The 24,678-nt window shown below is 49.6% G+C and carries 23 protein-coding genes; 10 read left to right on the forward strand and 13 right to left on the reverse strand.

All coding sequences use genetic code 11. The annotated features are described in order from the left end of the window. Positions 1-139: 139 nt before the first annotated feature. Both D4L85_RS21380 and D4L85_RS21390 read left to right on the forward strand, forming a co-directional pair. Entirely contained in the window at positions 140-601 is a 462-nt protein-coding gene (locus tag D4L85_RS21380) for a DUF2267 domain-containing protein (RefSeq protein WP_119756214.1), read from the forward strand. Positions 602-1,360: 759 nt separating this feature from the next. Then, positions 1,361-1,621: a helix-turn-helix domain-containing protein gene (locus D4L85_RS21390; protein ID WP_160143895.1), complete on the forward strand. Its 261-nt coding sequence runs from the start codon at positions 1,361-1,363 to the stop codon at positions 1,619-1,621. A 161-nt stretch (positions 1,622-1,782) separates the two neighbouring features. Here the strand turns inward: D4L85_RS21390 and D4L85_RS21395 are convergent, their stop codons facing one another. Together D4L85_RS21395 and D4L85_RS21400 are read right to left on the reverse strand one after the other, a co-directional pair. Continuing rightward, positions 1,783-2,403, reverse strand: a complete 621-nt coding sequence (locus D4L85_RS21395) for a DUF4136 domain-containing protein (protein ID WP_160143896.1) — start codon at positions 2,401-2,403, stop codon at positions 1,783-1,785. A gap of 245 nt (positions 2,404-2,648) precedes the next feature. Continuing rightward, positions 2,649-5,159: a TonB-dependent receptor plug domain-containing protein gene (locus tag D4L85_RS21400; RefSeq protein WP_119756218.1), complete on the reverse strand. Its 2,511-nt coding sequence runs from the start codon at positions 5,157-5,159 to the stop codon at positions 2,649-2,651. Between the two features lie 307 nt (positions 5,160-5,466). On the opposite strand from D4L85_RS21400, the gene D4L85_RS21405 reads away from it, so the two are divergent. The 3 genes from D4L85_RS21405 (at position 5,467) to D4L85_RS21415 (ending at position 9,272) form a co-directional block, all read left to right on the forward strand. Next, positions 5,467-6,495, forward strand: coding sequence for a helix-turn-helix transcriptional regulator (locus tag D4L85_RS21405; RefSeq protein WP_160143897.1), 1,029 nt, complete (start codon positions 5,467-5,469; stop codon positions 6,493-6,495). Positions 6,496-6,613: 118 nt separating this feature from the next. Next, the gene (locus D4L85_RS21410; protein ID WP_119756220.1) at positions 6,614-7,078 is read left to right on the forward strand and encodes a (2Fe-2S)-binding protein; all 465 of its coding nucleotides are present in this window, start codon (positions 6,614-6,616) and stop codon (positions 7,076-7,078) included. Between the two features lie 16 nt (positions 7,079-7,094). Beyond that, positions 7,095-9,272 carry a xanthine dehydrogenase family protein molybdopterin-binding subunit gene (locus tag D4L85_RS21415; protein WP_119756221.1) on the forward strand — a complete coding sequence of 726 codons (2,178 nt, stop codon included), beginning with the start codon at positions 7,095-7,097 and terminating at the stop codon, positions 9,270-9,272. A gap of 122 nt (positions 9,273-9,394) precedes the next feature. Here D4L85_RS21415 and D4L85_RS21420 read toward each other — a convergent pair whose 3' ends face one another. The 6 genes from D4L85_RS21420 to D4L85_RS21445 all read right to left on the reverse strand — a co-directional run bounded on the left by D4L85_RS21420 (position 9,395) and on the right by D4L85_RS21445 (position 17,484). Next, positions 9,395-11,122, reverse strand: coding sequence for a RagB/SusD family nutrient uptake outer membrane protein (locus D4L85_RS21420; protein ID WP_119758890.1), 1,728 nt, complete (start codon positions 11,120-11,122; stop codon positions 9,395-9,397). A 39-nt stretch (positions 11,123-11,161) separates the two neighbouring features. Beyond that, positions 11,162-14,491, reverse strand: coding sequence for a SusC/RagA family TonB-linked outer membrane protein (locus D4L85_RS21425; RefSeq protein ID WP_228450570.1), 3,330 nt, complete (start codon positions 14,489-14,491; stop codon positions 11,162-11,164). Between the two features lie 57 nt (positions 14,492-14,548). Beyond that, positions 14,549-14,725 (reverse strand): hypothetical protein, encoded by a 177-nt coding sequence (locus tag D4L85_RS34480; protein ID WP_160143898.1) that lies wholly within the window; start codon positions 14,723-14,725, stop codon positions 14,549-14,551. Between the two features lie 1,117 nt (positions 14,726-15,842). After that, entirely contained in the window at positions 15,843-16,682 is an 840-nt protein-coding gene (locus D4L85_RS21435; protein ID WP_228450572.1) for an alpha/beta fold hydrolase, read from the reverse strand. Between the two features lie 6 nt (positions 16,683-16,688). Then, the gene (locus D4L85_RS21440) at positions 16,689-17,162 is read right to left on the reverse strand and encodes an SRPBCC family protein (RefSeq protein ID WP_119756225.1); all 474 of its coding nucleotides are present in this window, start codon (positions 17,160-17,162) and stop codon (positions 16,689-16,691) included. Then, complete coding sequence (locus D4L85_RS21445; RefSeq protein ID WP_119756226.1) at positions 17,143-17,484, reverse strand: ArsR/SmtB family transcription factor; 342 nt, start codon at positions 17,482-17,484, stop codon at positions 17,143-17,145. Before D4L85_RS21445 ends, D4L85_RS21440 begins: the two co-directional genes overlap by 20 nt. 74 nt (positions 17,485-17,558) lie before the next feature. On the opposite strand from D4L85_RS21445, the gene D4L85_RS34485 reads away from it, so the two are divergent. From D4L85_RS34485 to D4L85_RS21465, 5 genes are all read left to right on the forward strand, one after another. Then, positions 17,559-18,071: a hypothetical protein gene (locus D4L85_RS34485; protein ID WP_160143899.1), complete on the forward strand. Its 513-nt coding sequence runs from the start codon at positions 17,559-17,561 to the stop codon at positions 18,069-18,071. 143 nt (positions 18,072-18,214) lie between these two features. Beyond that, positions 18,215-18,859, forward strand: coding sequence for a DUF2231 domain-containing protein (locus D4L85_RS21450; protein WP_119758891.1), 645 nt, complete (start codon positions 18,215-18,217; stop codon positions 18,857-18,859). 36 nt (positions 18,860-18,895) lie between these two features. Further along, positions 18,896-19,192, forward strand: coding sequence for a heavy metal-binding domain-containing protein (locus D4L85_RS34690; protein WP_185154859.1), 297 nt, complete (start codon positions 18,896-18,898; stop codon positions 19,190-19,192). 116 nt (positions 19,193-19,308) lie between these two features. Further along, entirely contained in the window at positions 19,309-19,872 is a 564-nt protein-coding gene (locus D4L85_RS21460) for a TlpA family protein disulfide reductase (RefSeq protein ID WP_119756227.1), read from the forward strand. Then, positions 19,865-21,058, forward strand: coding sequence for a sialidase family protein (locus D4L85_RS21465; RefSeq protein ID WP_160143900.1), 1,194 nt, complete (start codon positions 19,865-19,867; stop codon positions 21,056-21,058). The genes D4L85_RS21460 and D4L85_RS21465 overlap by 8 nt, the downstream gene beginning before the upstream one ends. 44 nt (positions 21,059-21,102) lie before the next feature. Here the strand turns inward: D4L85_RS21465 and D4L85_RS21470 are convergent, their stop codons facing one another. From D4L85_RS21470 to D4L85_RS21490, 5 genes are all read right to left on the reverse strand, one after another. Then, complete coding sequence (locus D4L85_RS21470; protein ID WP_160143901.1) at positions 21,103-21,891, reverse strand: cyclase family protein; 789 nt, start codon at positions 21,889-21,891, stop codon at positions 21,103-21,105. A 238-nt stretch (positions 21,892-22,129) separates the two neighbouring features. Then, positions 22,130-22,534 carry a helix-turn-helix domain-containing protein gene (locus tag D4L85_RS21475; RefSeq protein WP_119756230.1) on the reverse strand — a complete coding sequence of 135 codons (405 nt, stop codon included), beginning with the start codon at positions 22,532-22,534 and terminating at the stop codon, positions 22,130-22,132. Between the two features lies 1 nt (position 22,535). Beyond that, positions 22,536-22,922, reverse strand: coding sequence for a hypothetical protein (locus D4L85_RS21480; protein WP_119756231.1), 387 nt, complete (start codon positions 22,920-22,922; stop codon positions 22,536-22,538). Between the two features lie 143 nt (positions 22,923-23,065). Next, the gene (locus D4L85_RS21485; protein ID WP_174236167.1) at positions 23,066-23,407 is read right to left on the reverse strand and encodes a DUF488 domain-containing protein; all 342 of its coding nucleotides are present in this window, start codon (positions 23,405-23,407) and stop codon (positions 23,066-23,068) included. 85 nt (positions 23,408-23,492) lie between these two features. Then, the gene (locus D4L85_RS21490) at positions 23,493-24,557 is read right to left on the reverse strand and encodes a substrate-binding domain-containing protein (protein ID WP_119756232.1); all 1,065 of its coding nucleotides are present in this window, start codon (positions 24,555-24,557) and stop codon (positions 23,493-23,495) included. Between the last annotated feature and the right edge of the window lie 121 nt (positions 24,558-24,678).

Below are 24,678 nucleotides of genomic sequence, written 5' to 3' on the forward strand. Positions count from 1 at the left end.
TCAAATCTCACCAAAAGTTCGTCGATAAATTGGAAAAAATCATCCGATTGCCGGGTCTTGGAATGGATGCTGTTGCCATTTCAAATTTTAGAGGTATGAATTTTGAGAGCACTGACCAAACGTACCTTAACATCGCAATATGAAATTCGAACAATATTGCCAGGACGCTCGCGACTTTGTAAATGAAATTGCTGTTGAACTCGGCGAGCCCGCCAACAAAGGCCAGGCGGAGCGGATCATGACCTCTGTGCTCCACACGGTGCGAGAGGTTCTCTCGCCCGAAGAATCCCTTCATTTCATCGCTCAACTCCCCATGATGATGAAGGGGATCTACGTGGACGGCTGGCGCCTCGAAACCCAAAACAGGATCCGGTCGATGAACGAATTTATCGAGTGCCTGATACTGCAAAGTCCAAGGACAGCCCTCAATGATTTTGGCAATGGGGAAAAAGCAGAAACCAATGCCAGGGCTGTGCTTCGGGTTTTATCCAGACACGTTGCAACGGGTGAGGTAAAGGACATCGTGAGTCAATTTCCGGTAGAACTGGCCGATCTTTGGCGCAATGAAACCGAAGCTACCGAGCGCGCTCAAACGAAATGAACATCGATCTTTTGTTTAACGTCATCCAACATGGATCGCGGAACGGCATGAAGACGCGTCGCTGAAACTGATGCATTCACTCCACAAATAGATGAATTTCTCCTCAATTCGCTTGAGGTTATCCGGTTGGATTATAGCCCATTTAAAAATTAACTGAAGTTCACCCCGCGCGTGATTCCGTTGTCGACGATGTTGTCTTGCCAAGACCAATTACTAACAACGAAATAGTGTAACCCTGCTGACTTTTACTCCAGTAAATCAATTGGTTTTTGAAAAACCCCCAATAGCAGGGGGATCGTAGTCGGTTATATTTTCCTATATTCATATAGCTATTTCAACTATCGCTTTCATAGGCCTTCGTGTTCGAGGCATAGCCATACTTAGGTTAGATGAGGCAGGTACGTTTACTGCCGTTGTTGTTGGAAGGGGTCGGTTTCGACCCCTTTTTTTTATGTCATGACTTCAATTCATTTTGTGTCCATTACCCCGCGATCAAAGTAATTTTTTGATTGTCTTCTAAGATAATCGATGCGCAATAGCCTGCAAAGGACATCTGAACCTTGTGAACAAATATCCTCGTTGCGTAGAAAAATTGCTCACCAAAAAATGTGTCGCAGATGACGCTGTGTATACAAATGTGAATTGGATTTCTGAAATTTTGAAAGAACAGGCGCAGAGCGCGTTTCACGAAGGTGTGCCAAAAAGACAGGCAAGTCGGGCATGCAATTTGATTTTATCACGACAAATAAAATTTTCAGCATGAGAAAGACCACAAAAAAATATAGAGAGTCCTTGATTCATATTGGCGCGGCATTGTCCAGCCTGCGCCAAATGAAAGGTTACACAACCGTAAAAGAGTTTGCCAGCCGATATAAATTGCCGGTGATCCAATATTGGAGGATCGAAAGAGGGAAGGCGAACCTTACACTAAAATCGCTGGCAAGAATACTGGACATTCATAAACTCTCCGTCCAGGACTTCTTTTGCTTAATGACCGGTCATGAGTTAGCCATGACATGATCCGGAAAGCGATCGTGTATACTTAGAAATAATTATTGTAGCTCGGCTTAATCTGCGAGACCTTGGAAAACTACCTCCAAGGTTTCTTTTTTGATACGCTTTTGAATAAAGAAAGCCCGCGTGGGGCTTTCTTTATTCATGGCTATGCATTTTTTCGGGCGCTAACTAATCGTATGCTTAGGCCCCTGCGTTGGAATCTCGCCCGGGTGGACAGGATATTTCTTCAGGATTGCCTTTATGCCCTTATGAAGTTGTTTCGACAGACTGCTCGTGTACTCTACATTTCCTTTTACCGTACCACGCCAGATCAAGTCATTCGACGCCTTGTCGGTGATGTCGATGATCAGGGTTCCCTGCATGTAGTCATAACTTCGTCCGTTGTAGTAGCCATAGGGCATCATGCCAAAGCCATAGGGCATGTACATGTAGCTGAATCGATAAGGCATGAAATACGGTCCGTACATGTACGGGCCATAAGACGCGTTGGCGTAGGCGTCGCGTCGTCTTTCCGTAAACGTTTTGTAACCCACGAGGAAGTCGGGGTGTTTGGCATCAAAATAGATTCCGCGCTTGGCGAATTCTTCCTTCACGGTGGCTTTGATGCGCTTGTCGATCAGGCCGCTCCTGTATTCGGGGTTGCCCACCTTGATTTCGGAAGGCCCCCAGGCAAAAGTGCGGTAGTGACCAAAGTCGATGTCGCGATCAAAATCCGTCACCGCGCACGCCGCAAGTCCGAAGACCAGTGCCATTGCCAGTATGAACTTATTTGACAGCTGTTTCATTTTTTTCTTGATTTTTGTCTTACTACATAACAAATATGCGCCATCAATTTGTTCCTTTTTTATGATGGTTGCGGACAAACGCGCAAGCGCTTTTAATATTGTCTGAAGCAGGTTGTTGTCGCTCATTTTCCACAAGGCAATCGACACTCACGCGTGATGCATGTGAACTGCTGAGAGTAAAGCGCTAAACTTTTCAGCGGAGTAGTAAAGTGGAATGATAAGTAAAGAATGTCGCGCGCAGGCGATCATTTAAGTCCATACGTCACGCTGACGTAGTACATTCCCCCGATAGAGGGCCCACCCAGGTAGGAATAGTAATGCGTATTGGTGAGATTGGTTGCCCCACATTTCCAGGTCACGCCCAACATCTTCCAGTTCACTTGTGCGTTGAGCGTTCCAAATGAGGGCACGTTCCCGTTCACCAGGAAGGATTGCCAGTAATATGTGCTTTGCCAGCGGTAGTTGAGCATCACACCAACGCGATTGAACAACTGGCTGTTGCCGATCGATACGTTATACATCCACTTCGGCGTATTGAATCCATCTTCCAATCCATCCGTGCTGGTTCGGTGTTGCAAGACGGCATAGGTCACGTTTCCGCTGGCCATGAATTCTTTATAAAATTTGTAGGACAATCCAACGCTCGATCCATAGTTGTACGCCACGGTCATCGAGTTGGTCCACATGCGGTATTTGTCCTGGCCCGCTTTGCTGTTCATGTAGTAGGGGATAGAATCGGCGATAGTCGTTTTAGGAACATTCACTTCTACCTGGGCGATAAAGTCGTTGTATTGATTGAAGTACACATCGACATCTACTTTCAGGTTGTTGAATAACACCCCCCGGTAGCCCGCTTCAAAAGATTGGATGTGTTCCGGTTGAAGATAGGTATAACTATTTTTCTTCAGCAGCCCCTGGTTGTTGACGATAGCCTGATTCACGGAAGTTCCATTGGTATTGACATCCTTGGTGACGGCCGCCTGAAACGCATCGACGGAAGCCCGCAGATAGGAGTTCTCAAAAATGCCGTGCGACATCACCGGCAGGCCACCCACTCTTTTCACGCCACCGCTGTTGATGTTGGAAAAGGCTTCAAACACGCTGGGGAAGCGAAATCCGCTCTGAAACGAAAAGCGGAAACTTTGATTGGGGGCTGGCGAGTACACGACCGTAAAGCGCGGGTTCCACTTTACGTCATAGTATTGGTTTTTGTCGGCGCGGAGGGTCGCGCCTATTTTTAGTTTGTCGTTTAAGATCGTCTTGGTGGCTTCCACAAATGCACCATACTTATAATACACCAGGTTCTTGCCGGGCTCCTCCGGGTTGATAAAATAGTTGCCGTCCGGCACGATCACATAGGAACGATAGTCACCTCCAGTCAAAAGGTGGATCCGATTCCCGACCACGTTGGACAGATCATATTGGATGTCGCCATGATACATTTGTGATTTTACGCGGAGCGCAGCCCCATAGTCCCAGTTGTTGATGTTGCGTAGCTGGCTGATCATGTTAGAGAACGCTTCCGTCCCGGGTTGGGGCCTGCCTTCATCGGCCGTGGCGCGGGCCAGGTGATGTGCTTCGGCCACAGTGGAGCCCGCATTGATGGCCGAGGTGAAACGGTTGGAGTAGTCCGTGTACCACTGGTTGTCGGGTTTAAACGTCCGGTCAATATTTTCCGCCATCGAGCGGGCGTTGTAGGATTTTCCCGTGTTCTCGATGTTCACATAGGCATGGGCCAGCAGGTTGGCATCCTGGTAGGTGAGCGCGTGTTGCTGGAGAATGTAGTCTTCGAGCCGGAAGCGGTTCGCCCGCTGATACACATTGTTGATGTCTGCAAAGCGATAGGTGTAAGAAAGTTTTGACTGGGGCCGGATCTTATAAACCAAGGTGGCATCCGCCTTTATGTTTTTCAGGGTGTAGTCGACCACGTCCTTTTCAAGATACCCCGTTCGTGCCACAACATAGTTCTTCCCATTGAGGTTAATGGTTCTCCTGTCCGACGACTCGTTGCCATAGGAGTTGACGGGATCTTGGGCCGGGTTGTCGGCGCCCGTGAGCCCGGTGGTGGCATTCGCATTGGGATTGATGTCGGAATAGTTGTTGGCGATAAAATCATAACCCCGCATATAGGTCGCGTTGATTTTGTAGGCAAAGCGGTCGGAAGTTTTTTGCGCCCAGCGAAGGACCGTTTCGGAAAACAGTTTGTTTCCATCGGCTGGCGATACGTTGTTGATCCCCACTTTTTGCTGAAGGCTCAACCCCGTGTTTTGAAATGGATCCAGCGACGTGAAGTTGGCCAGGCCATTGATGGCGTTCATGCCATAGAGCGCGGAGGCCACACCCGGAACAATTTCGGTGCTCTCGAGATCCAGGTCGCTTGGCCCCATCATGTTGGCGATGGGCGCCCCGATGTGCGGCGCCTGGACGTCGGCTCCGTCCACCAGTTGTACGAAACGCACGTTGGTGGTATTGGCGAACCCCCGCGTGTTGATCACCTTGAACCCCAGGCTTGGCGTGATCAACTGGACACCCTTGACAAAATCCAAACCATCAAAAAAGGAAGGTGCCGGCGATTGCTGAAACGCCTTGCGCGTTGTCTTCTCGACGGTTACAGGCGATTTGTAGATATCCTCCAGGGCCCGTGAGCCGGTCACCACGACCTCATCCAATTGCCGTGTTTTTAAGGAATCTTGTTGATCCTGTGAAAAAACCTGGACCGATAGAAATGCCAGTGCGGCCGTGATAAAGATCTTCAAAGGGTTTGAGGGTTTACGGTATTCAAATGTAAAATATTTTTAAATCAAGATTAGCGTTATTTCCGATCGTATATAACGAAATTAATAAAACTCAGGCCTTGATGCTTCATGGTTCCGGCCCCGGAAGATGGGGCGAGCCTTTTTTTCTGCGAATCACCGTTTGTTTATGACTAACAGTGCAGCACCACCGCTATACGTCAATCCGATCCGGACGTTTGGTCTCGGCGATTGATCGGAAAGGGAATTTCAAATTTTTGGGACCAACCGTGCCGTGCGGGCAATCAAAAATGTTTGTAACTTGTTCGGCATGGGAATCCCTTTTGAAGTTTTACTTTTGACAAGCGGGGCAGGCGCCCTGCAGAGCGCTTTTTTTAGCGTCTATCTTTTTTCGATCCGCAAGGAAAGAAGTCTTGCCAATATCCTGCTGGCGTTGTTGCTATTAGCCTTTGCCGTCCGCATCGTAAAATCTGTGGTTTATTACTTTTCCCTGGGGCACCAGGTTTCAACCGTGGTGATGAATTTCGGTTTTGGCGCCAACCTGGCCATTTTTCCCCTGCTGCTGCTCTATCTGAATTCCTTCCATAAAAAGGACTACCGCTTTGATTGGCGGAAGCATTTACCACACCTGGTCCCAGCCTTACTGGTCATTCTCCTCAGCCCAGTGCTGACTTCCTATTTTTGGATGCAACAACACGGCTATGAGATCTCCTTATGGTCTGCCGCGTTGTATCTGCCGTTTTGCGTTCGGGTGGTCGTTATGAACTTCCTAAACATTAACAAGACACAAAGGATCTGGGTGCTGAGCGTTATGGTGGGTGTCGTGTTGGTTTGGGCTGGATACATGGCAAATTTTATTTTTGGCCTGGTTCCCTACATTGCCGCACCGGTTCTATTTTCTTTTCTGATCTATTTCATGAGCTACCTGGGGCTGAAGAAAGGTGAGCTCTTCAGACCTCGTGAAAAGTATGAGCGCTCGGCCTATAGCGAGGACCAAATTGACCGGTGCTTTGAAGAATTGCAAACCTGTCTTGCCGGCCGCCATCCTTACCGGGAGGCCACCATCACCCTGCCGAAAATGGCGGACCAATTGAAGGTCCCCACAAACCTGTTGTCTGAAACGATAAACCGGCGCACGCAACAGTCCTTTCCGGACTACATCAATACCTTCCGGATCAAGGATGCCCAGGCGCGGTTAAAAGACCCGGCCTACGCCAACGAAAAGATCGCCACGATAGCCCGTGAAACCGGGTTTAGAAGTATTTCCGTGTTCAATGCTGCCTTCAAAAAGCATACGAACACGACGCCGTCAGCCTATCGCGACGGTTCTCCAGCGTAAAATCTGATTTTTTATTCCTGTTTTATAAATCAGGTAGTGTAAAATGCCCGTCCCGTAGCCCGTCGGCGGCTTGCTTCCGTATTTGCAGTGTTCTCCGTGAATATCATCCTTACTGCAAATGAAAACGTATAGCATCACCGTAAATCGCAAACCCTACGAGGTGGAGGCCGAGCCCGACGTGCCCCTGTTGTGGATTCTCCGGGATTACCTGGGACTGAAGGGGACTAAATTTGGGTGCGGAATTGCCTCGTGCGGGGCCTGCACCGTCCACCTGAACAACAACCCGGTCAGGTCATGCCAATTGCGCATCTCGGCCATTCCGGCCAATGCAAAGATCACGACCATAGAAGGCATTGGGGAGGATGCACTCCACCCGGTTCAGAAGGCCTGGATTGAACTCCAGGTGCCGCAATGTGGCTATTGCCAGTCCGGGCAAATCATGTCGGCCGTCGCACTCTTAGCAAAAAAGCCCATGCCCTCCGATCAGGACATCGACGCTGCGCTGGCGGGAAATCTCTGCCGCTGTGGCACCTACGATAGAATAAGAAAAGCCATTCACCTGGCTTGTGAAAACCCAAAATAATGCGGGAAGATTTTGTATGAACGTAAACGATAATTTTTTAAGAACCGGGCGCCGGGATTTCATAAAGCAAGCAGGCCTTGCCACCCTGGGGCTGGTGATTGGGGTTGATTCCTTTTCAAAGATCCGCAATCTTTCCGGACGAAACGGATTAATTGATCAATTCGAAATCAACCCCTTCATTCTGATCGGCATCGACAATACGATCACGATCGTCAATCCCCGCAACGACATGGGGCAGGGCACCCTCCACTCGGTCCCGGCTATGATTGCCGAGGAACTGGAAGTATCGCTGGCCCAGATCACGATCATACAAAGCGACGGGCAAAGTAAGTACGGTGCGCAAACCTCCGGAAACAGTAGCTCGATTAGAAGGCTATGGTTGCCTCTGCGAAAAGCTGGCGCGGCAACAAAGGAAATGTTGATCAAAGCTGCCGCACGGAGATGGAGCGTTTCAGAGAGCGAGTGCCACGCGAGAGCAGCAAGGATTTTTAGAAAGGGCAGCGATAAGAGTTTTACCTACGGCGAACTTGCCGAAGAAGCCTCTAAACTAGAAATACCCACCGATCCCGTCCTAAAGAATCCCGCAGACTTCAACATTATCGGGAAGGATATCAAACGGGCAGAAATTCCACCGCGAACGACGGGGAAAGCCGTCTATGGGATCGACATCGAAGTGCCCGGTATGGTCTACGCTTCCATACTTCACAGCCCGATGCTCTTTGCAAAAATCGTGACCATCGACGATGGCGATGCATTGAAAATACCAGGCGTCTTGCGGGTGATGAAGTGTGAACGGAAAATGATCCATCGCGATGCGGAGTCCGTTGCCGTGATCGCCACAAACTGGTGGGCAGCCTCCAAAGGAAGAAACGCACTCAAAGTGCAATGGGATAATTCGAACTTGAGTGAGGTCCTTGATACGGCCGATTATTTTCAAAGGTGTCATGCACAAGTCAAGGAGGAAGGCATCAATCACCATGAGTTGGGTGACTTCAGCAGAAAGTTCAAGGTGGCAACGTCCAGGTTGGAATGCACTTATGAAACACCGTTTCTGTCGCATGCCCCGATTGAACCGGAAAACACCACGGCACACGTAAAGGAAGATGGTTCCGTAGAGATCTGGGCTCCGATCCAGGGACCGGGAGAGACCTTGCCGGACGTGGCGAGCTATCTCAATATCCCCGTGGAAAAAATTAAGATCCACACGATTTTGATGGGGGGATCTTTTGGACGGAAAGCTTACATCGACTTTGTGAAAGAAGCCTGTTTTCTTTCCCATACGCTGAAGGTTCCCGTAAAAGTGATCTGGACACGCGAGGACGATATCGCGCAAGGCCCTTACCGCCCTGGGCTGCTCAGTCACATGCAGGGATTTGTTGAAGCGGGGAAGATCACCGGATTTCATCATCACATCATCGGCGAATCCATCTTGCGACAAGTTTTCAAAGGACTGGCCGACGACGAAGCCGATCCGTGGATGGGCGGGGAATTGAAAGACAACACCCGGTATGAATTTAAGACTTCGAATAAAGTAAGTTGGACGAATGTGAAGACGGAAATACCCATCATGTGGTGGCGATCGGTCAACGCATCGAATTTGGCCTGGGGACAGGAGTGCTTCATCGATGAGCTTGCCCACCTGGCCGGCAAGGACCCACTTGCTGCCAGGCTGGAGTTGTTGGAGGATGAAAGATTTATAAAAGTACTCAAAACACTCGCGGAAAAATCAGACTACTATGCGAAGACAACACCGGGAACAGGAAAAGGCATCGCGCTATTCAAAGCCTTCGAGACCATCTGTGCATGTTGTGTGGCGGTATCCGCGAACAACGGGGGAGTAAGGATCGACAAGGTCGTATCCGTTATCGACTGCGGAATGTACGTGAACGCCGACACGGTTCGGGCGCAAACGGAAGGCAACATCGTGATGGGATTGTCGGCTGCCATAAAGGGCGGTATCATTTTTAAAAAGGGTGTTTGCCAGCAATCCAATTTCAATAACTATCATGTCCTTCGTATGCATGAGATGCCGGCTGTGGAAGTTTTTATTATGGAGAATGGTGAAGCTCCGGGTGGAGTGGGAGAAGCAGGTTTGCCGCCGGTGGCGCCTGCGTTAGGGAATGCCATCTTTTCTGCGTGTGGGGTTCGGGTTAGGAATCTCCCGGTTGACCTCACTACGTTGGTAAAGGGCTGAGTCGTATTCAAATGCACTAAACAGAGAACGCAAAGAAATACCTTGGTGTCCTGGCTATAAAATGAAGAAGCCGTCTCGATCATCGAGACGGCTTCTTTTTTACTACGGTTTAAACTACTTCGTCAATACCCCTGGTTCTGGGTCAGTGTCGGTTGGCCGCCAATCTGGGTGTTGAGGATCTCCTGGATCGGAATGGGGAAATACTCGTGTTTGCTGGGCACAAACTGGACGTTCTTCAGGTACGAACGTTTTGTGCCTTCCACCAGGTAATAGGCGTTGAGAGTTTCGGCGGCAATTTTCCAGCGCACGAGGTCGAAGCGACGGTGGCCTTCCATGGCAAACTCCAGGCGTTGTTCGAATTGAACAGCCTTGAGGGCCAGGGCGGCGTCGGTCCACGTGGTGGTGTATTCGCCAATGAGGTAGTTGGCGGCTGGTGTGCCGTCGGCATTTTTCACAAAGCCATCGGGATGGGCTGCTCTCGCGCGGATCTGGTTCACATAGCCGCGGGCGGTTTCAAGATCACCTTGTTTCACGGCAATTTCGGCGAGCCACAGGATCACATGCGAGTAGCGGATCATGCGATAGTTGTTGGCATTGAGACGCGGGTTTCCGGCAAACGTGGCGGAGCCGACATCGGACCGGTACATCACGTGTTTCTTCGGAGAGTAAGGACCGCCATAGGCCTGGTCGCGCACGTAGGTCTTGCCGGGATGCACACCCCAGTCGAGATAGGGAATACCGCGGCGTCCAACGGTCCAGTCGAGACGGGGGTCAACGGTGCCGGTATACGGTGTGAAAGGCGCTGTGGCTTCGATACCCTGGTCGCTCGTGACGTCGGCGTCGTTGAACGTGTCGAGCAGAGGCAACCCGTTCGCATCGGTCTTGAAGGCATTCACGAGGTTCTGTGACGGTTGGAAAAATCCGCAGCACGTAGTCACACCGCCACCACCATAGGGATAGTTAAGCGTTGAACCGATATTGCCGTTTTCGCCGCCCGGTGCACCGTCGTTCACGGAATACTGTACTTCGAAGATGGATTCCTTATTGTTGTTGGTGACCTGGCGGAAATTGTCGTGGTATTTATCCATGAGTGCAAACTGATTGCTGGCCACGATCTCTTCGAGCAGGGTTTTGGCATCGCCCCATTTTTCCTGGAACAAATAAGCTTTTGCCAGTGTGGCGGCAGCGGCCCATTTAGAGGCACGGCCCGGCGAGGCCTGCTTGGTGGGAAGCACTCCGTAGGCGGCTTGCAGATCGGCTTCGATCTTGGGCCAGATGTCTGCGGTGTTCGGTACCTTGGTGCTTTCCAGGTTATTCGGATCGTAGGTGACCTCATCGATGTAGGGCACCATGTTGTACATTTTCTTCAGTTCGAAATGAAAATGTCCGCGCAGAAAGCGGGCTTCGGCAACAATCTGTGCGCGTTCGGCATCAGAGATGTCGGTTACCTTGGCCAGAAGTTGCAAGGCGTCGTTGCAACGCGCAATGCCGTCGTACATGCCCCGCCACTTGCCTCTGAAATAGATATTGTCAGAAGCGATGTTGGCTTGTTCGATCAGGGAGATCGGAGGTTGGTCGCCTGCGATCGTTCCCTTGTAGGCATCGTCGGAGGCCACACTGCCATAAACCCAGTTGTCGGCACCGACCTGGTATGACCGGTAAGCACCTTCTGCGGTGGCCCAGCCATCCAGCATGGAGTAGGCTGCCACGAGAAGCGAATTGACGCCTTTGGTATTTTGTAAAGTGGTGGCGCTGAGCGCCGCTTTAGGCTTCACATCCAGGAACGAATCGGAACAGGCGCTCCACAGCGTGAGGAGGATGACGCCACATAGGATCGTGATCTTTTTCATGTGTATAATGTTTGATCGATTTTTCATAAACAGCATTCGTTAGAAGGTTAAATTCAGACCCACCAGGTATTGCTTTGCTGCGGGGTACGCTCCGCCATCCACACCGAGTTGGCGATCGGTTCCGGCCGTGTATTGAAAGCTTCCGCCAACGCGGTCGTTGCCCGACGTGTAGTTACGCAGGTTGATCTCGGGGTCCATACCCGAATAGTTGGTGATGGTCCACAGGTTTTGTCCTTGAACATAAACGCGAACGGAGGACATACCAATTTTGGACACCAGTCCTTTGGGCAGGGTGTAGGTCAGTTGAATGTTCTTGAAACGGAAATACGAGCCCGACTCCAGGTAGTAGGTCGAAGGCAGGATGCTCACCTGGTCGCTGGAGGTTAACTGCGGAAGAACGGCGTCGGTCTTGCCCGGTCTCCACGAATCGTTGAGCATGCGCGTGCTCCGGTTTCCGGCAAAGGTGGGGAAGTCGGTCCAGTACTTCACATAGTTGAAGATCTGGTTGCCATAAACACCTTGACCGAAAAGGGTGAGTCCGAAGTTTTTATAGTTGACATTGATGTTGATGCCATAGGTGAAATCGGGGTGCGGATTGCCAATGATGGAAAGGTCCTTCGTATTGATCACGCCGTCGTTGTTCACATCCCGGAATTTAAACCGGCCTGCTTTGTTCTGGTTGGTGCCCAGGTTGTTCACAGGGGCTGCGGCGGCCTCGTCGTCGGTTTGAAAAATACCATCGATGGTATAGCCGAAGAAGGAAGAGATGGGATAGTTCTGCTGCGTAACGATGAAGTTTTGAATGCGCTCATCATTGAGACCGAACAATTGCGTATTGGCGTCGCCATTGGTTTTGGTAACCACGTTGCGATAGGTACTGAAATTACCCTCGATGTTGTAGGTGAGCTCGTTGCCCATCGCCTGACCGTGGTAAGCCAACGCGAGATCGATTCCGCGATTCCGCATGGTTCCGATGTTCTGATAGGGCACGGTGGCTACACCTGACGTGAGCGGCGCTGCTACAGGGAACAGCATGTCGGTCGTGTTGCGTGTATACCAATCCAGGTTCACATCGAATTTGCCATTCATCAAGGTAACATCAAGACCAATGTTGGTGGAGGTTGTAGTTTCCCATTTTGCTTTCGGGTTTCCGAATTGCGTTAACTCATACCCGGGAATGGCCGTAGTGCGGGTGCCGTTCAGGTCGTAGAAGGAGGTGGCGGGGTTGGTGGAGAAGATGGTTAGGGGGTTATAAAAACCGATCTCCTGGTTCCCCGTTTGTCCCCAGCCCACACGCAGTTTGGCGCGGTCGAGCCAGGTGTTCATGTTTTGAGCAAACGATTCTTCCGAGAACACCCAGCCAGCGCTCACGGCCGGGAAATACGCTACCAGGTTTGCGGCAGAGAACCGCGAGGAGCGGTCGCGGCGCACGGTTCCTTCCAACAGGTATTTGTCTTTCAAATTGTAGTTCACCTTGGCGAATTCAGACGCGAGGCTCCAGTTGTTCGCACCGCCGTTGTTGGTTTGAACACCCGTGCCACCACTCAGATAACGGTTCTCGATATCGTCGGAGGCGAAATTGGTGCGGCTGGCATCGAAGGTTTCATAGTAATCTTTGATGGACTCGACACCGAGGATGAAGTTAAATTTGTGGATGTCGTTGATCGTGGCGTTGTAGGTGAGGGTGTTGAACCACGTCCAGGTCCATTCGTAGTTGTTGGTTGTTTTTAACGAATTCGATCCGCGGGATTCGGCCGATTCGATGTCGCGTATGGTATAGTCCCGGAAATTGAAGATGTTGTAGTCGATGCCGAAGCTGGTTTTGGCCGTGAGGTTTTCGAGGATGTCGTACTCGGCATAGGCATTTCCAAACAGGCGTACTTCCCTCTGAATGTTGTCTTTGTTGCGCCACAGGTCGGCCACGGGATTCCGCGAGTTGTCGAGGTCGGTGCCCCGGGTACCGGCAAATGTTGTTCCCGAAACGTCATAGACGGGCACGATCGGCTGGATACGGAAGGCGAAGGATGTGGGGTTGCTTTCCTGGCTGTTTCCATTGGGCTGGTTCACCCGTTGGGTAGTAGCGATCTGAAGGTTTTCGCCTACGCGGAATTTTTTATTGATGTTGAACTCCGTGTTTGCCCGTATGGAATAGCGTTTGAAGTTCGTGTAGATCATGATCCCTTTTTGATCGAAATAATTTAAGGACATGGCATAACGTCCGCTCTCGTTACCACCCGAGACACCGATCTGGTGGTTCTGGATGGGCGCCGGGTTGAAGATCTCGTCCAGCCAGTTGGTGCCGCTCTTGTTGGCTTTGGTGATGAGCCATTTGGTCTTGTTGAAATCGGCGGCGTCGATGTTGTTGCTGTAGTTGATGTATTTTCCACTGGCATCCTGGGCCACACGGGGATCGCCTTCCATGGCACCTGCCGGGAAAATGTAGTCCGGGATGACCGGCGTGGCACCATTGCCAAATTGAGCGTGTACGGGGTTGCCATTCGCTCCTACAGCGCCCGCGTTTTTACGCGCCTCCCAGGTCAGGTCGGCATACTGCTGGGTGTTCAGCATGCTCAACAGCTTGCCGGGACGTTGCGTGCCAATGTACATGTCGTAGGTAAAAACGGGCTTGCCGGCTTTTCCCTTTTTGGTGGTGATGATCACCACGCCGTTCCCGGCGCGCGAGCCATAGATCGAAGCAGACGACGCGTCCTTCAACACTTGAATCGACTCGATGTCGTTCTGGTTGATGGTGTTTAAATTACCTTTGGTGGGGACACCGTCGATAACGTAGAGGGGAGAGTTGTCGGTAACGGTACCAAAGCCACGGATGCGAACCATGACGCCACCACCGGGGCTGTTCTCATTCCCCACGTTGACGCCGGCCACCTTGCCTTGCATGGCTTGACCCAGGTTGGTCGAAGGCGTGGAGAGCAAACGGTCGGACGCGATCGTGGACACGGCACCGGTGATGTCGCGTTTGGATTGCGATCCATAACCGGTGACCACCACTTCGGACAGCGACACGATGTCGACGGCCAGGGTCACGTTGATCTCCGTTCGGTTGTCGATGCTCACTTCTTGTGTCACATAGCCGATGAATGAAAAGATCAGCGACGTGCTGTTGTCAGGCACCACGAGCGAAAAGTTGCCGTCCGAATCGGTTGTAGTACCGGTCGTGGTACCCTTCACCAGGACGTTTACGCCCGGCAAGGATTCGCCGGTTTCTTCTGTTACTTTACCTTTGATCGTTATTTCGGGCGCCACCGGGCTGTCGGGCGTCCGCGCTTTCGAGAACACCGCTTCGGGCATGAAGCATAGTGTTGCTGACAAGGCAATACAGCATAATGCATTGCGTAATTGATTACTCATAGGTATGGGGGTTAAGTTGACGAATACAAATAAAGAATAAGGCGATGTGCGATTCCCTTACAGGAAATCGGGTAAACCGAGTTTTTGTTGGTGCGTAGATCGGGTGTCGTGAAAGAAGGGACACTCGTGTCGGTCAAAGAAGTCGCTGATAGGCCAGTATTTTTCCTGCGCAGACAGGCGGCCTGATGTACTGCTGTTGGTCAGCAGTGGGTGAGGGGGGAGAATGTTTTTCATGGGGGGTATTGTTTTTTACATAGACAGATTTTATGTGAACAATCTTTTTAAAAGGTTACACGCCATTCGTACAACGTTGTTGCTGTACGACGATCGAGAACGGTCAACCTTGTGCTGAACGACACCGTGTCGTGCCATGGCACGGGGATACGATGACGATCGATTCAAACGAAAAAGGAATACCAAATAAAAACGGAATACCAACGCCAGGGTTGGTGGTTTACAACGATCTCTTCAAAAAATGAAGAAGTTCGTAAACCTCGTAGTGCTCGAATAAAGCCCGCTAAATCAATTCTTTATTTAAGAGTAGCGTTGTACAGGAGTTTCATTTTCCACAAAAGCTCAGCGCATAGATCCTAATACAACGGGTTGGATGGTCAATTTCAAAGTTCAACTGCACTCATTTCTTTGAGCGCCGTCGAGAATTTTGATGAATGATTTTTTATCGATTTGTTATCGTTTTGTTTTAGACATGAACAAAAGTCCACACATTGTTCGGCCATCTCGAGCGCAGTGTTTCCTTGCCAATGTCGATTTATGTCAATGATAAGAAACTATCGAGGTAAAGTCAATCGTTTGCGATTTCGAGATGATAATTTTTGAAAAAATCACGCCACTAAATTTGTTGCCGGATTGATGTATATACAGGTGTCCGGAAATGATATGGAGGAAGAATGGCGAACAGCATGTTGGGCGGTACCGTTCCCGCGCTAATGCAAGATGATTTTTTTGATAGGATACCGACAAAGGGCCACGCGCATGGGGATGCATTTCACCAACGGATAGATGCGTCCCCACAGGGTATCACAAACCCGGCGGGCATTGGGAGAGGAGTGATGATAGACTGGAAAAATTTGCAACGGGATACCAAAGGTGGAGGAGATTAAAATAGACGCGGTCTTGCTGCGCGATACTCCACCTTGGGGGGACTGGTGGTTTAAAAGACTTTGTTGACTCGTTCACTTGTTTTTGAATTGCTGCCGTTGTTGCTCCCGCAAGGCGACAGAGATTGGGGAATTTTTTACACGATCCTGTAAGGGTAGATCCCTTCGCCAGAGTCTATGCATGTTCATAGACTCCGGGCAAAACAGGACCATTGATCACCAACGGTATGACGTTATTTCGGGCTAATCGTGTTCAGAAAGTCTTCGATCACCGGCAACGCCACTGGTGGGTTATGCGCTTCCTTTAACATCGCGAGTTCGCCCATGAACGTTCCATGACCACCGGGAAATAACGCAAGGCTGGCGTGCGGCATCCGGCGATACATTTCAACGGCATGTTCCGGCAAAGGCACATCGTGGTCGCCGGCGACGATCAACACAGGTTTTTGAATGGCTTCGATGGTCTCGTCGGGTATGTCTTTGAACTGCTGCATCCGGTGAGCGCATTGCTCGAACATGATGTGCAGCGCTTCCTCGCTGGGATTGATGGACAGGAATTCCTTCTTATAAATGTCAGGCATATCCGAAAACTTTGGCGTCTTCATGGCTTCCCAAAATCCGGGTGCTACGCCGGCGCGTTTGTACATAGAGGAGGCGATGATGAGTTTATCGACCAGGGCCGGTTGGCGAATGGCAATTTGCAATGCGGTGGTGCCGCCATTACTAAAACCAAAAATGTCGGCCTTGTCGATCTTTAATTGCTGCAACAGCGCGATCACATCGTCGGCATCTTGTTCGAAGGTGATCTGCCGGCCGTCGCGATTGTCGCTGTGACCGTGCGCTTGCAACTCCACCGCAATGACCTTGTGCGTCCTGGACAGCGCCGGGATGAGCCGGCCAAACGTGGATTGTATGGTCGACGCCCCGCCGTGAATGAGAACCAGCGGTTTGCCGTTGCCGTGGATCTCGTAGTACATGTGCAGGCCATTGACGTTGGCGTATTTTCCGTTTTGTGCGATCGCAGCATTCATGAGCGTGATGGTTAATGTGAGTAACGTGAGGAAGGTCTTCATAGGGATTCAGCGTTGTGTTTTTGTTTTCATTTCGGACAAGTACACGTTGAGTTTCTCGATATTTTGCTTCAGGCCTTCGTCTGCTTTGAACGTTTTCACGGTCTGGACAAACTCTTCAACGCTTTCAAAGAGCATGTGCCAGGTGATGAACGTTTGATCGCCTTGCTCCTGGAACTCTATCGTGGCCACAAACCTGGGGCCGGTGATGTGTTCGTAGACCAGTTTTTTATGAAGAATGATCTCTTTGAAGATGCTCTTGTTTTTATAGTTCGTTCCATCCGGGCCGTGCATGACCAAATCCCACTCGCCACCGGGCTTGAGATCCATCTTGTGGATGGTGTTGGTGAAACCGTTGGGCCCCCACCAGTTGGCGATGTGTTCGGGCTTGGTCCAAACTTCCCACACCAGGTCGATGGGTGCATTCAGCTTTCGGGAGAGGCGAAGCTCGCGGTCGGCCGTATTACTTTTTTTGTTTTCCATAGCGTTGTTTTTTGAGTTTTTCCAAATAAGACTCCAAGCTGTCGAGTTTGCTTTCCCAATGCTTCCGGTACTGGTCCACCCACGCCGACACTTCGCTGAGCTGATCCAGTTGCGCCTCACAAAACCGGTCGCGGCCACGCTGGGTGATGGTGATGAGACCACAGTCGATAAGAATTTTGACATGCAGGGAGATGGCCTGCCGGCTGACGTCGAACTTTTCGGCGATGGCGTTCACATTGTGTGGTTCCGCAGAAATCAAGTTGATGATGGCCCTCCGCGTGGGGTCGGCAATGGCCTGGTAGACGTCCCGTCTGGCTTTCATAATATGCAAGTAAGTGCTTGCAAATATAGTGCAAGTAAGTGCTTGCGCAATATTTTTGATAAAAATTTTATGCTTTGGGTATTTTGAACGCTAAACCACTTTTTAGGCTTTTTGCAACATTTTTAGGTATTTTTGAAAAAAGCACAAAGTTCTCCCGGTCAAAGGGAGAGGTAAGCATGATAAGAGGCCAATGGATATCGTTTCTCTTCAGCATCGCGTTTGCGATGTCATTGGCGCACAGTGTCCTTCCCCACGCCCATTCAAAAGAAAAAGCAAAGCAAGGGAAAGAGACGGCTTCTCACCACCATCACGGTCATCATCATTCACATGCACAGGATGAAAAGTCAAAGCCTGCGCTACCGGTCTTCGCGCATTTTTCCAACGCGGATTTTATTGGTTCAGTAAAATATTCGTTTCAGGAGAAACAGCAACGCCCAGAGTTGACCTGCGTCCAAGCCGTTGTCGTTTCGGTAGCTTTGCCGCTTCTGACGTACCTGCCTTCCCCTGTGCCCCACGCACGCGACCTACCAAACAAGGTATTCCTCTCTCTTCGATCACTCCGCGGCCCTCCTTATTTCCTTTCTTAAAAATCCAGGAAGCGATTCCGTCATGGAATCATATCGCCTTCACCTGGTAAATTCCTATTGACTTTTTTGACGAATTGCGTAACGCATGCCGGGACATGGAGGCCTTTTTAGCTGCCGATGTTTTGGTAAAAAAAGAATTTAACATGAAAACAAGACTCGTGCTAGTGATGGCACTGCTGCTTTCTATTTCAATGCCGACAGAGGCACATCAAGGGCATAAAAACAACGCGCAGGACAGTATTGTAACAAACCCTGAACAAGTTCACGGCGATACCGCCCATCATCATGATGGGGCCGTGGCAAATAACCCATCCAAGGTCACGGCAGACCTCGGTGACTTCCCCACGCTTCATCCGCTCATTGTCCATTTTGCCATCGTACTGATCATGGTGGCCGCAGTTCTCCAACTGCTGAACCTGATCCTGATCAAAAAGGAAATTGCCTGGATCATCACCGGCATTCTTTTGATTGGGGTGTTGGCGGCATGGATGGCCGGAAGGAATTTTCACCCGCACACCCATGGGATCAGCGACCACGCCAAAAGCGTATTGGAACAACACGATACATGGGCGGACTGGACCATCAACATCGGCGTAATCAGTTTGCTGTTGCAAGTCGTGAATTTATTTTTCTTCAAAACAAAACGGTGGGCCATGGCGGTCATTGCCATGGCCCTTGTCCTATCGGGATGCAGCGTGGCCCTGGCAGGACATTACGGCGCGCAGCTGGTGCACCTCGAAGGCATCGGCCCACAAGGAAAATATTTGGAAAAAGGACATCATCATTAATCTTTTAATCTTTTGCTAAACTCAAACCCCATAACTATGAAAAAAACAATCTTAATGACGACCGTTGTCATCGCCGGGCTATTTACTTCCGCAGTATTGATTTCCAGCTGCGGTGGCAAAAAAGAACACGGCACAGAAGAACACCATCATGGGGAAGGTGACACGACCGCGCACCACGATGAAATGGAAATGGACTCAACACAAATGGCATATGCCTGCCCCATGCATCCTGAAGTAACGGGTAAAGAAGGGGATGCCTGCTCCAAGTGTGGAATGAAGCTGGTAGCGGTGAACGCCGACAGCACAAAAATGCACGGTGAGCACGAGCACTAAGCGCCGAACAGGTATTTGTATGCCATAAAATTTAGAACGGATGGTGTCCCTTTTGGCGCCATTCCAGATCTCTTATGTATGAGAAAATTGTATGATCTAAACGCAGTCACGAGAACATGGAACATTTAGTAATGAAATACACAGCCACGCCATTCAAGCGCCATGACGCCAGGCTTGTCACAACTTTGGCGTGTGCCATGCTTTTATGGAGTATGCCAGGATGCGGAAGTAAAACTTCAGAACAAGCGGCCGCACCGGAGGTAAAGGAGAGCATCACCACCAAGATCAAGATCAACGAGTTGAACAATGAGGCCATTGCGTTAGATCAACATCGAGGGAAAACCATTTTCATCAACTTTTGGGCAACCTGGTGTGGGCCTTGCATCAAAGAGATGCCCTCCATCGAAAGAGCAAAAAATATTCTGAAAGACCGGAACATTGAATTTATGGTGGCCTCCAATGAGTCGGTCGAACAAATTCAGGGCTTTGCTACAAAACGAAATCTAGACATTCACTATGTGCAGTTGCAAAACCTGGAAGAACTCAATATTCCGGCATTGCCCACCACCTACATCATTGATCCTGCGGGCGAACTGGTCTTTTCAGAGACAGGCTATCGCGAATGGGACGAGGCAGCCAACATCGAACTACTCACTAAAATCATCGACAGCCATGAATAGATACCCGTTTCTCGCCTTGTCGTTGTTGCTGGTTGCCGGCTGTAGTGTTCAGAAAACAAATGAAACCGCGACGGTCATCGCCATGGATTCGCCGGCGAAGGAAGGCAGCGGCGAGCCTTACCTGTTTACCGATGAGAAAGGAAAAGTCTACTTGTCGTGGTTGGAAAAAATGGAGGGTCACCAGGCGTTTAAATATTCCAGCCTGGCCGTGGGGAAATGGTCTGAACCGATCCTGATCGATTCGGGAAAGAATTGGTTTGTGAACTGGGCGGACTATCCCATGATCGCATCGTCAGGGAAAGATCTGCTGGCACATTACCTGGAGAAAAATGGAGAAGGAACCTATTCTTATAATGTGAAGGTGACCTCTTCTCCGGACCATGGCAAAACATGGAAAGCTCCCATAACGCTGCACGACGACGGGAAGGAAGCCGAACATGGCTTTGTGTCCATGCTTCCTTATCAGGAGCATTTTTTCTTTGCCTGGTTGGACGGTAGAAATACGGTGGCCGAGGGAATGGAAAATCATGATGGACACCAGGGCCCGATGAGTTTGCGCGCGGCGATTGTCGATAAAGAGGGGAATAAAATAAAGGAATGGGAATTGGATGATCGTACCTGTGATTGTTGCCAAACCAGTGCAGCCCTGACCGAGAGTGGGCCCGTAGTCGTGTATCGGGATCGTTCGGAAGGTGAAATTCGCGATATGTCCATTGTGCGCTTCGTGAACAACGCCTGGACAAAGCCGGAAGAGATTCATCATGACAACTGGAAAATCGCGGGATGCCCCGTGAATGGACCACGCGTGGTGGCCAACGGAAATTTTCTCGCCATTGCCTGGTATACGGTGTCTGAAGGCAGATCGAAAGTAAGCGTGATTTTTTCACAGGATGGAGGAAAGTCTTTTGGTCATCCTGTTCAGGTGGACGAGGGCAGGGCCATTGGCAGGGTGGATATCGTTATGCTGGAAGATGAATCGATCATGGTCAGTTGGATGGAGGGCACTACGATCAAGGCAGCAAAGGTACATGCCGATGGAACAAAGGATTCATCGCTGACCATTGCGTCGTCATCGGAGGCCAGGTCGAGCGGTTTCCCCCAGATGACAAAGTCGGGCAACGAACTGTTTTTTGCCTGGACAGATGACAAGGACAACGTAGTGAAGGTCGCCAAGCTAACGTTGTAGCAAACGCGTCGGTTATCAAGTTTTTACTGGATTCCTGCCGGTGTTTACCAAACGGCAATGATCCTTGAAAATCCGCCTGTAGCTTTTCCCACTTTTGGTGCGGCCACGATCACGGTCGCACCTGTTTTTGGGATTTTATCCAGGTTGGCCACGCATTCTACGCCCCATTTTCCAGCTTCAAAAAGGGTTTTGTGTCCGGTATAATTTTCATCGATCCCCGGGTCAAAGGACAATACATCAACACCAATGCCGGCAATATTTCTTTCTTCAACTAAGAATTTTATGGCGTCATTCGAAAACCCCGGATAGTGTTTTACCTGTTGACTATCCAATCCAACAAACAAGGAGTCTCTTAAATGTTTCTCCCAACCGGAATACATCATCACACAGGCGTGGTCGGGTATTTTTCCAAACGCTTTTTCAAAGGTCATGATATCCTCAACGGTTAACACGGCATCGCTGTTTTTTGATGCTTTCTCTTCAATGTCGATAACCACGACGGGAACAATGAGGTCTTTTAATTCCAATTGATCCAGCGATTTTTGATTCGCGATGAAATGATTGGGGGCGTCGGTATGCGTGCCTAAATGTTCGTGTATTTTCCAGGAGTTTGCTTCGACGCCATTGTCCTTTAAAGTTGCCATAGGAATTAGCGCAAAGGGGTAGGTCAATTTTTTTACAGGGATGAAAGGAAAATCCGACGTAAGGGTATGAGTTAAATCAACAATGTTGTCGATGCGGATAGTGGTACCTACATCTTTGGGTTGTTCGCGGGTGCAACCGGCTAAAAAGATGATCACAAAAAAGGTTATCCCGGATAGTATTGCTTTCATTTTCATTTTGAGTTAGAAGGTCCTGACTTTTCTCTCAAACGCATTTGAGCATAGGTTGGTTGAGTCAATATGAATTCGTCAAGCTTTTGGTAAAGATATGAGAGTTTGTACGGGGTAGCGGACAAGGATCACCCGGACATGCAGGGTCAGCGTTGGAACATAAGTATAAGCGCCATTTTCCCGAAATGAACGAGAGCCGGTCAACAAACTAACATTTGGCGATATATCTGGTCGCCGATCAGTTTCTTCTGGCCGGTTTAACCGCGCTGGTTTTTCCAGGGGACTTCCCGGAACGTTTACTTTTCATGCGAGCGGCCGGAACCTTCTCGGTGGCGCGATCACCCAAAGGGCTCCTTGAATCCCCATTCCCCTCACGGATTAAATAGTCGTTGATGCTCACAAATTCAAGTGTGGGGACTTTGCCCATCATGAGCGATAGTTCGATCAATTTCTTTAGCGTGAAATTGAAATTGCCTTTTAACACCTGGTTCACGTAAGAGCTGCTTACCCCCAAATGATCGGCAATTTCTTTTTGCGTGAGGCTGTGATCGTCCATGTATTGCTGCAATTGGCGATACACTTCAGCCTGATATTTCGACAACAAGTAGTCGGGATGTTTGAAAAGCTTGTGTTTTGAGATCATTTTAACCCCCTTTAAAGCGTTGATATTCTTTTATTATTTTCTTGAACCGGTCAATGTCCTGGGCTTGATTCTTCTTTGTACCTCCGATAACAACGATTTGGCCGGTTCCTTTTTCATGAAAGAAATATGTTCTTAAATGTTTTGATTTTGCCTCGTACCCCTGGATTTTGCTCTTGCCAAGTCGAAGCTTTTTACATTTGGGATGGACTTTGCAATTGGCAACGTCTTCAATAATTTGATAGATAGCGGTTAGCTCCCCTTCCAAATTTGAGTCTTCATATTCCTCTATAAACGGGTCCAATAAACACTTGCTATCGCGTATAAGCTTATAAACGCGTTGTATTGTCGAATCGAACTGGGATATTCTTGCAACGGTAAAAGTAATCATAAATTAAGTTATAACTTAATTTTATTGAATATTTTTTTGAGGGTTGAAACGAAGCGACCGGAGAGTAAACTTATGGCTAAAACGGTGCTATGATAAAGATAGGGAATATTTGAACAAAAAAGCAAGTGCTTTCAACGGCATGGCTATCCTATGAACTTTGTTAACGCCACCGCCTGGTTATGTTGTTCGTCCTTTGCGCCATACAGTAGTGTGACAGTTTTGTGTTGTTTCAACAAAGCCAGCAATTCGTCCAGCGCGGCAGACCCCTTTAGTTCGGCCTTATATTTTGTCAGGAACGATTTCCACTTCTCCGGCTCGTGATTGAACCATTTCCGCAACGCCGTCGAGGGAGCGATCTCTTTCAGCCATTGATCCACATGAGCATCTTCCTTTTTTATACCGCGCGGCCACAGCCGGTCGACCAAGATGCGGTAGCCATCCGTTTTTGAAAAAGGTTCATAGACCCGTTTTATGGCGATTGACATTGGAGTGTGGATATTTTATAGAATGTACGTAGAGCGAGCATTCATTCCAGGAAAACAATTTCAGAGAGCTATGGTTCTCTCGACCCTAATGATCCGCCCCCTGCAAATGCGAATTCAAATTGCTTTTCGTAATGATCTCTAACGGAAAGAAATAATTTGACAACACGTCCTTTTTAAAGACCAGGTGGCTTGCCAGTTGGTTGATTCCCGTAAAGGCCTGCCGTTTTGAATTCTGATTGATCAGAAAATCGATGATTCCCTTTTTTAGGTAGTAGATGTTCTGTTCCAGCAGATCGTAGGCCACCAACCGGATCCCGTTCTTGCCGTGTTTTTCCAGGAGCCGTGAAACGACCGAGGCGCCCTTGGAAGTGGTCACCATGATCCCCTTCAGGTCGGGGGTATTCAGAAGTTGGTTGAGTTCTTTCTCGAGGGTGGGCTCGTGGGTCACATTCAAGTCGACGCTCAACACGGTGCACTTGTGTGTTTTCACGCTATTGAAATAGTGCTTGAACCCCTTTTCTTTTTCCGACAAGTGAACGGAGCTGTGGATGTCGTCGTACACGTGCAACATCGCATAGGTGCCGGGTTGCTGTTGGTTGATGTGCAACAGCTCCGCGCCTACCATGCCGCTCTCATAGAGGTCCTGGCCGATGAAGGTGAGGGATCCGGTCTTGGGGATGTTGTTGTTGAAGACGGCAAACGGGATCTTCTGGGTCTTGCACTGCTCGAAATAGTCGATCGCCTCCTGGTAGAAGATCGGGGCCGTGAGGATGCCGTCGGGAGCGAACTTGATGGCGGCGGCGAAGTTTTTCTTGAATGACTTCTTGTCGTATAGGTCGAACGATGTGACCTTGATGGCCACGCCGTATTGCGCCCAGTCCTTTTCCGCCTTCAGAACCCCCTCGTGTGCCATTTTCCAATACTCATCCTGCGCCGCATCGGGGAGCAGGGCCACCACTTTAAAGGTCTTGTGATTGCCCAAGGTCCGGGCGATGAGGTTCGGTTTGTAGCCGGTTTTCTCCAGGATGGCCATCACCTTCTGGTACGATTCGGTTGAAACTTCTCCTCTTTTGTGAATAACGCGGTCTACTGTTCCGATAGAGACATTGGCCATTTTTGCAATGTCTTTGATTCTAATGGTACCCTTCATGGATCGATTCCTAATAATATACTATAGAGTTAAATGGGGGTTCGAAAAGCAAGCTTAGAGAGATTAAAAGTAAGTTAAAGAAGATTTTTCGCCCCAGAAGGGGTAGGCCCGAATATTTTCC

It is taken from the genome of Chryseolinea soli (assembly GCF_003589925.1).
GTDB lineage: Bacteria > Bacteroidota > Bacteroidia > Cytophagales > Cyclobacteriaceae > Chryseolinea > Chryseolinea soli.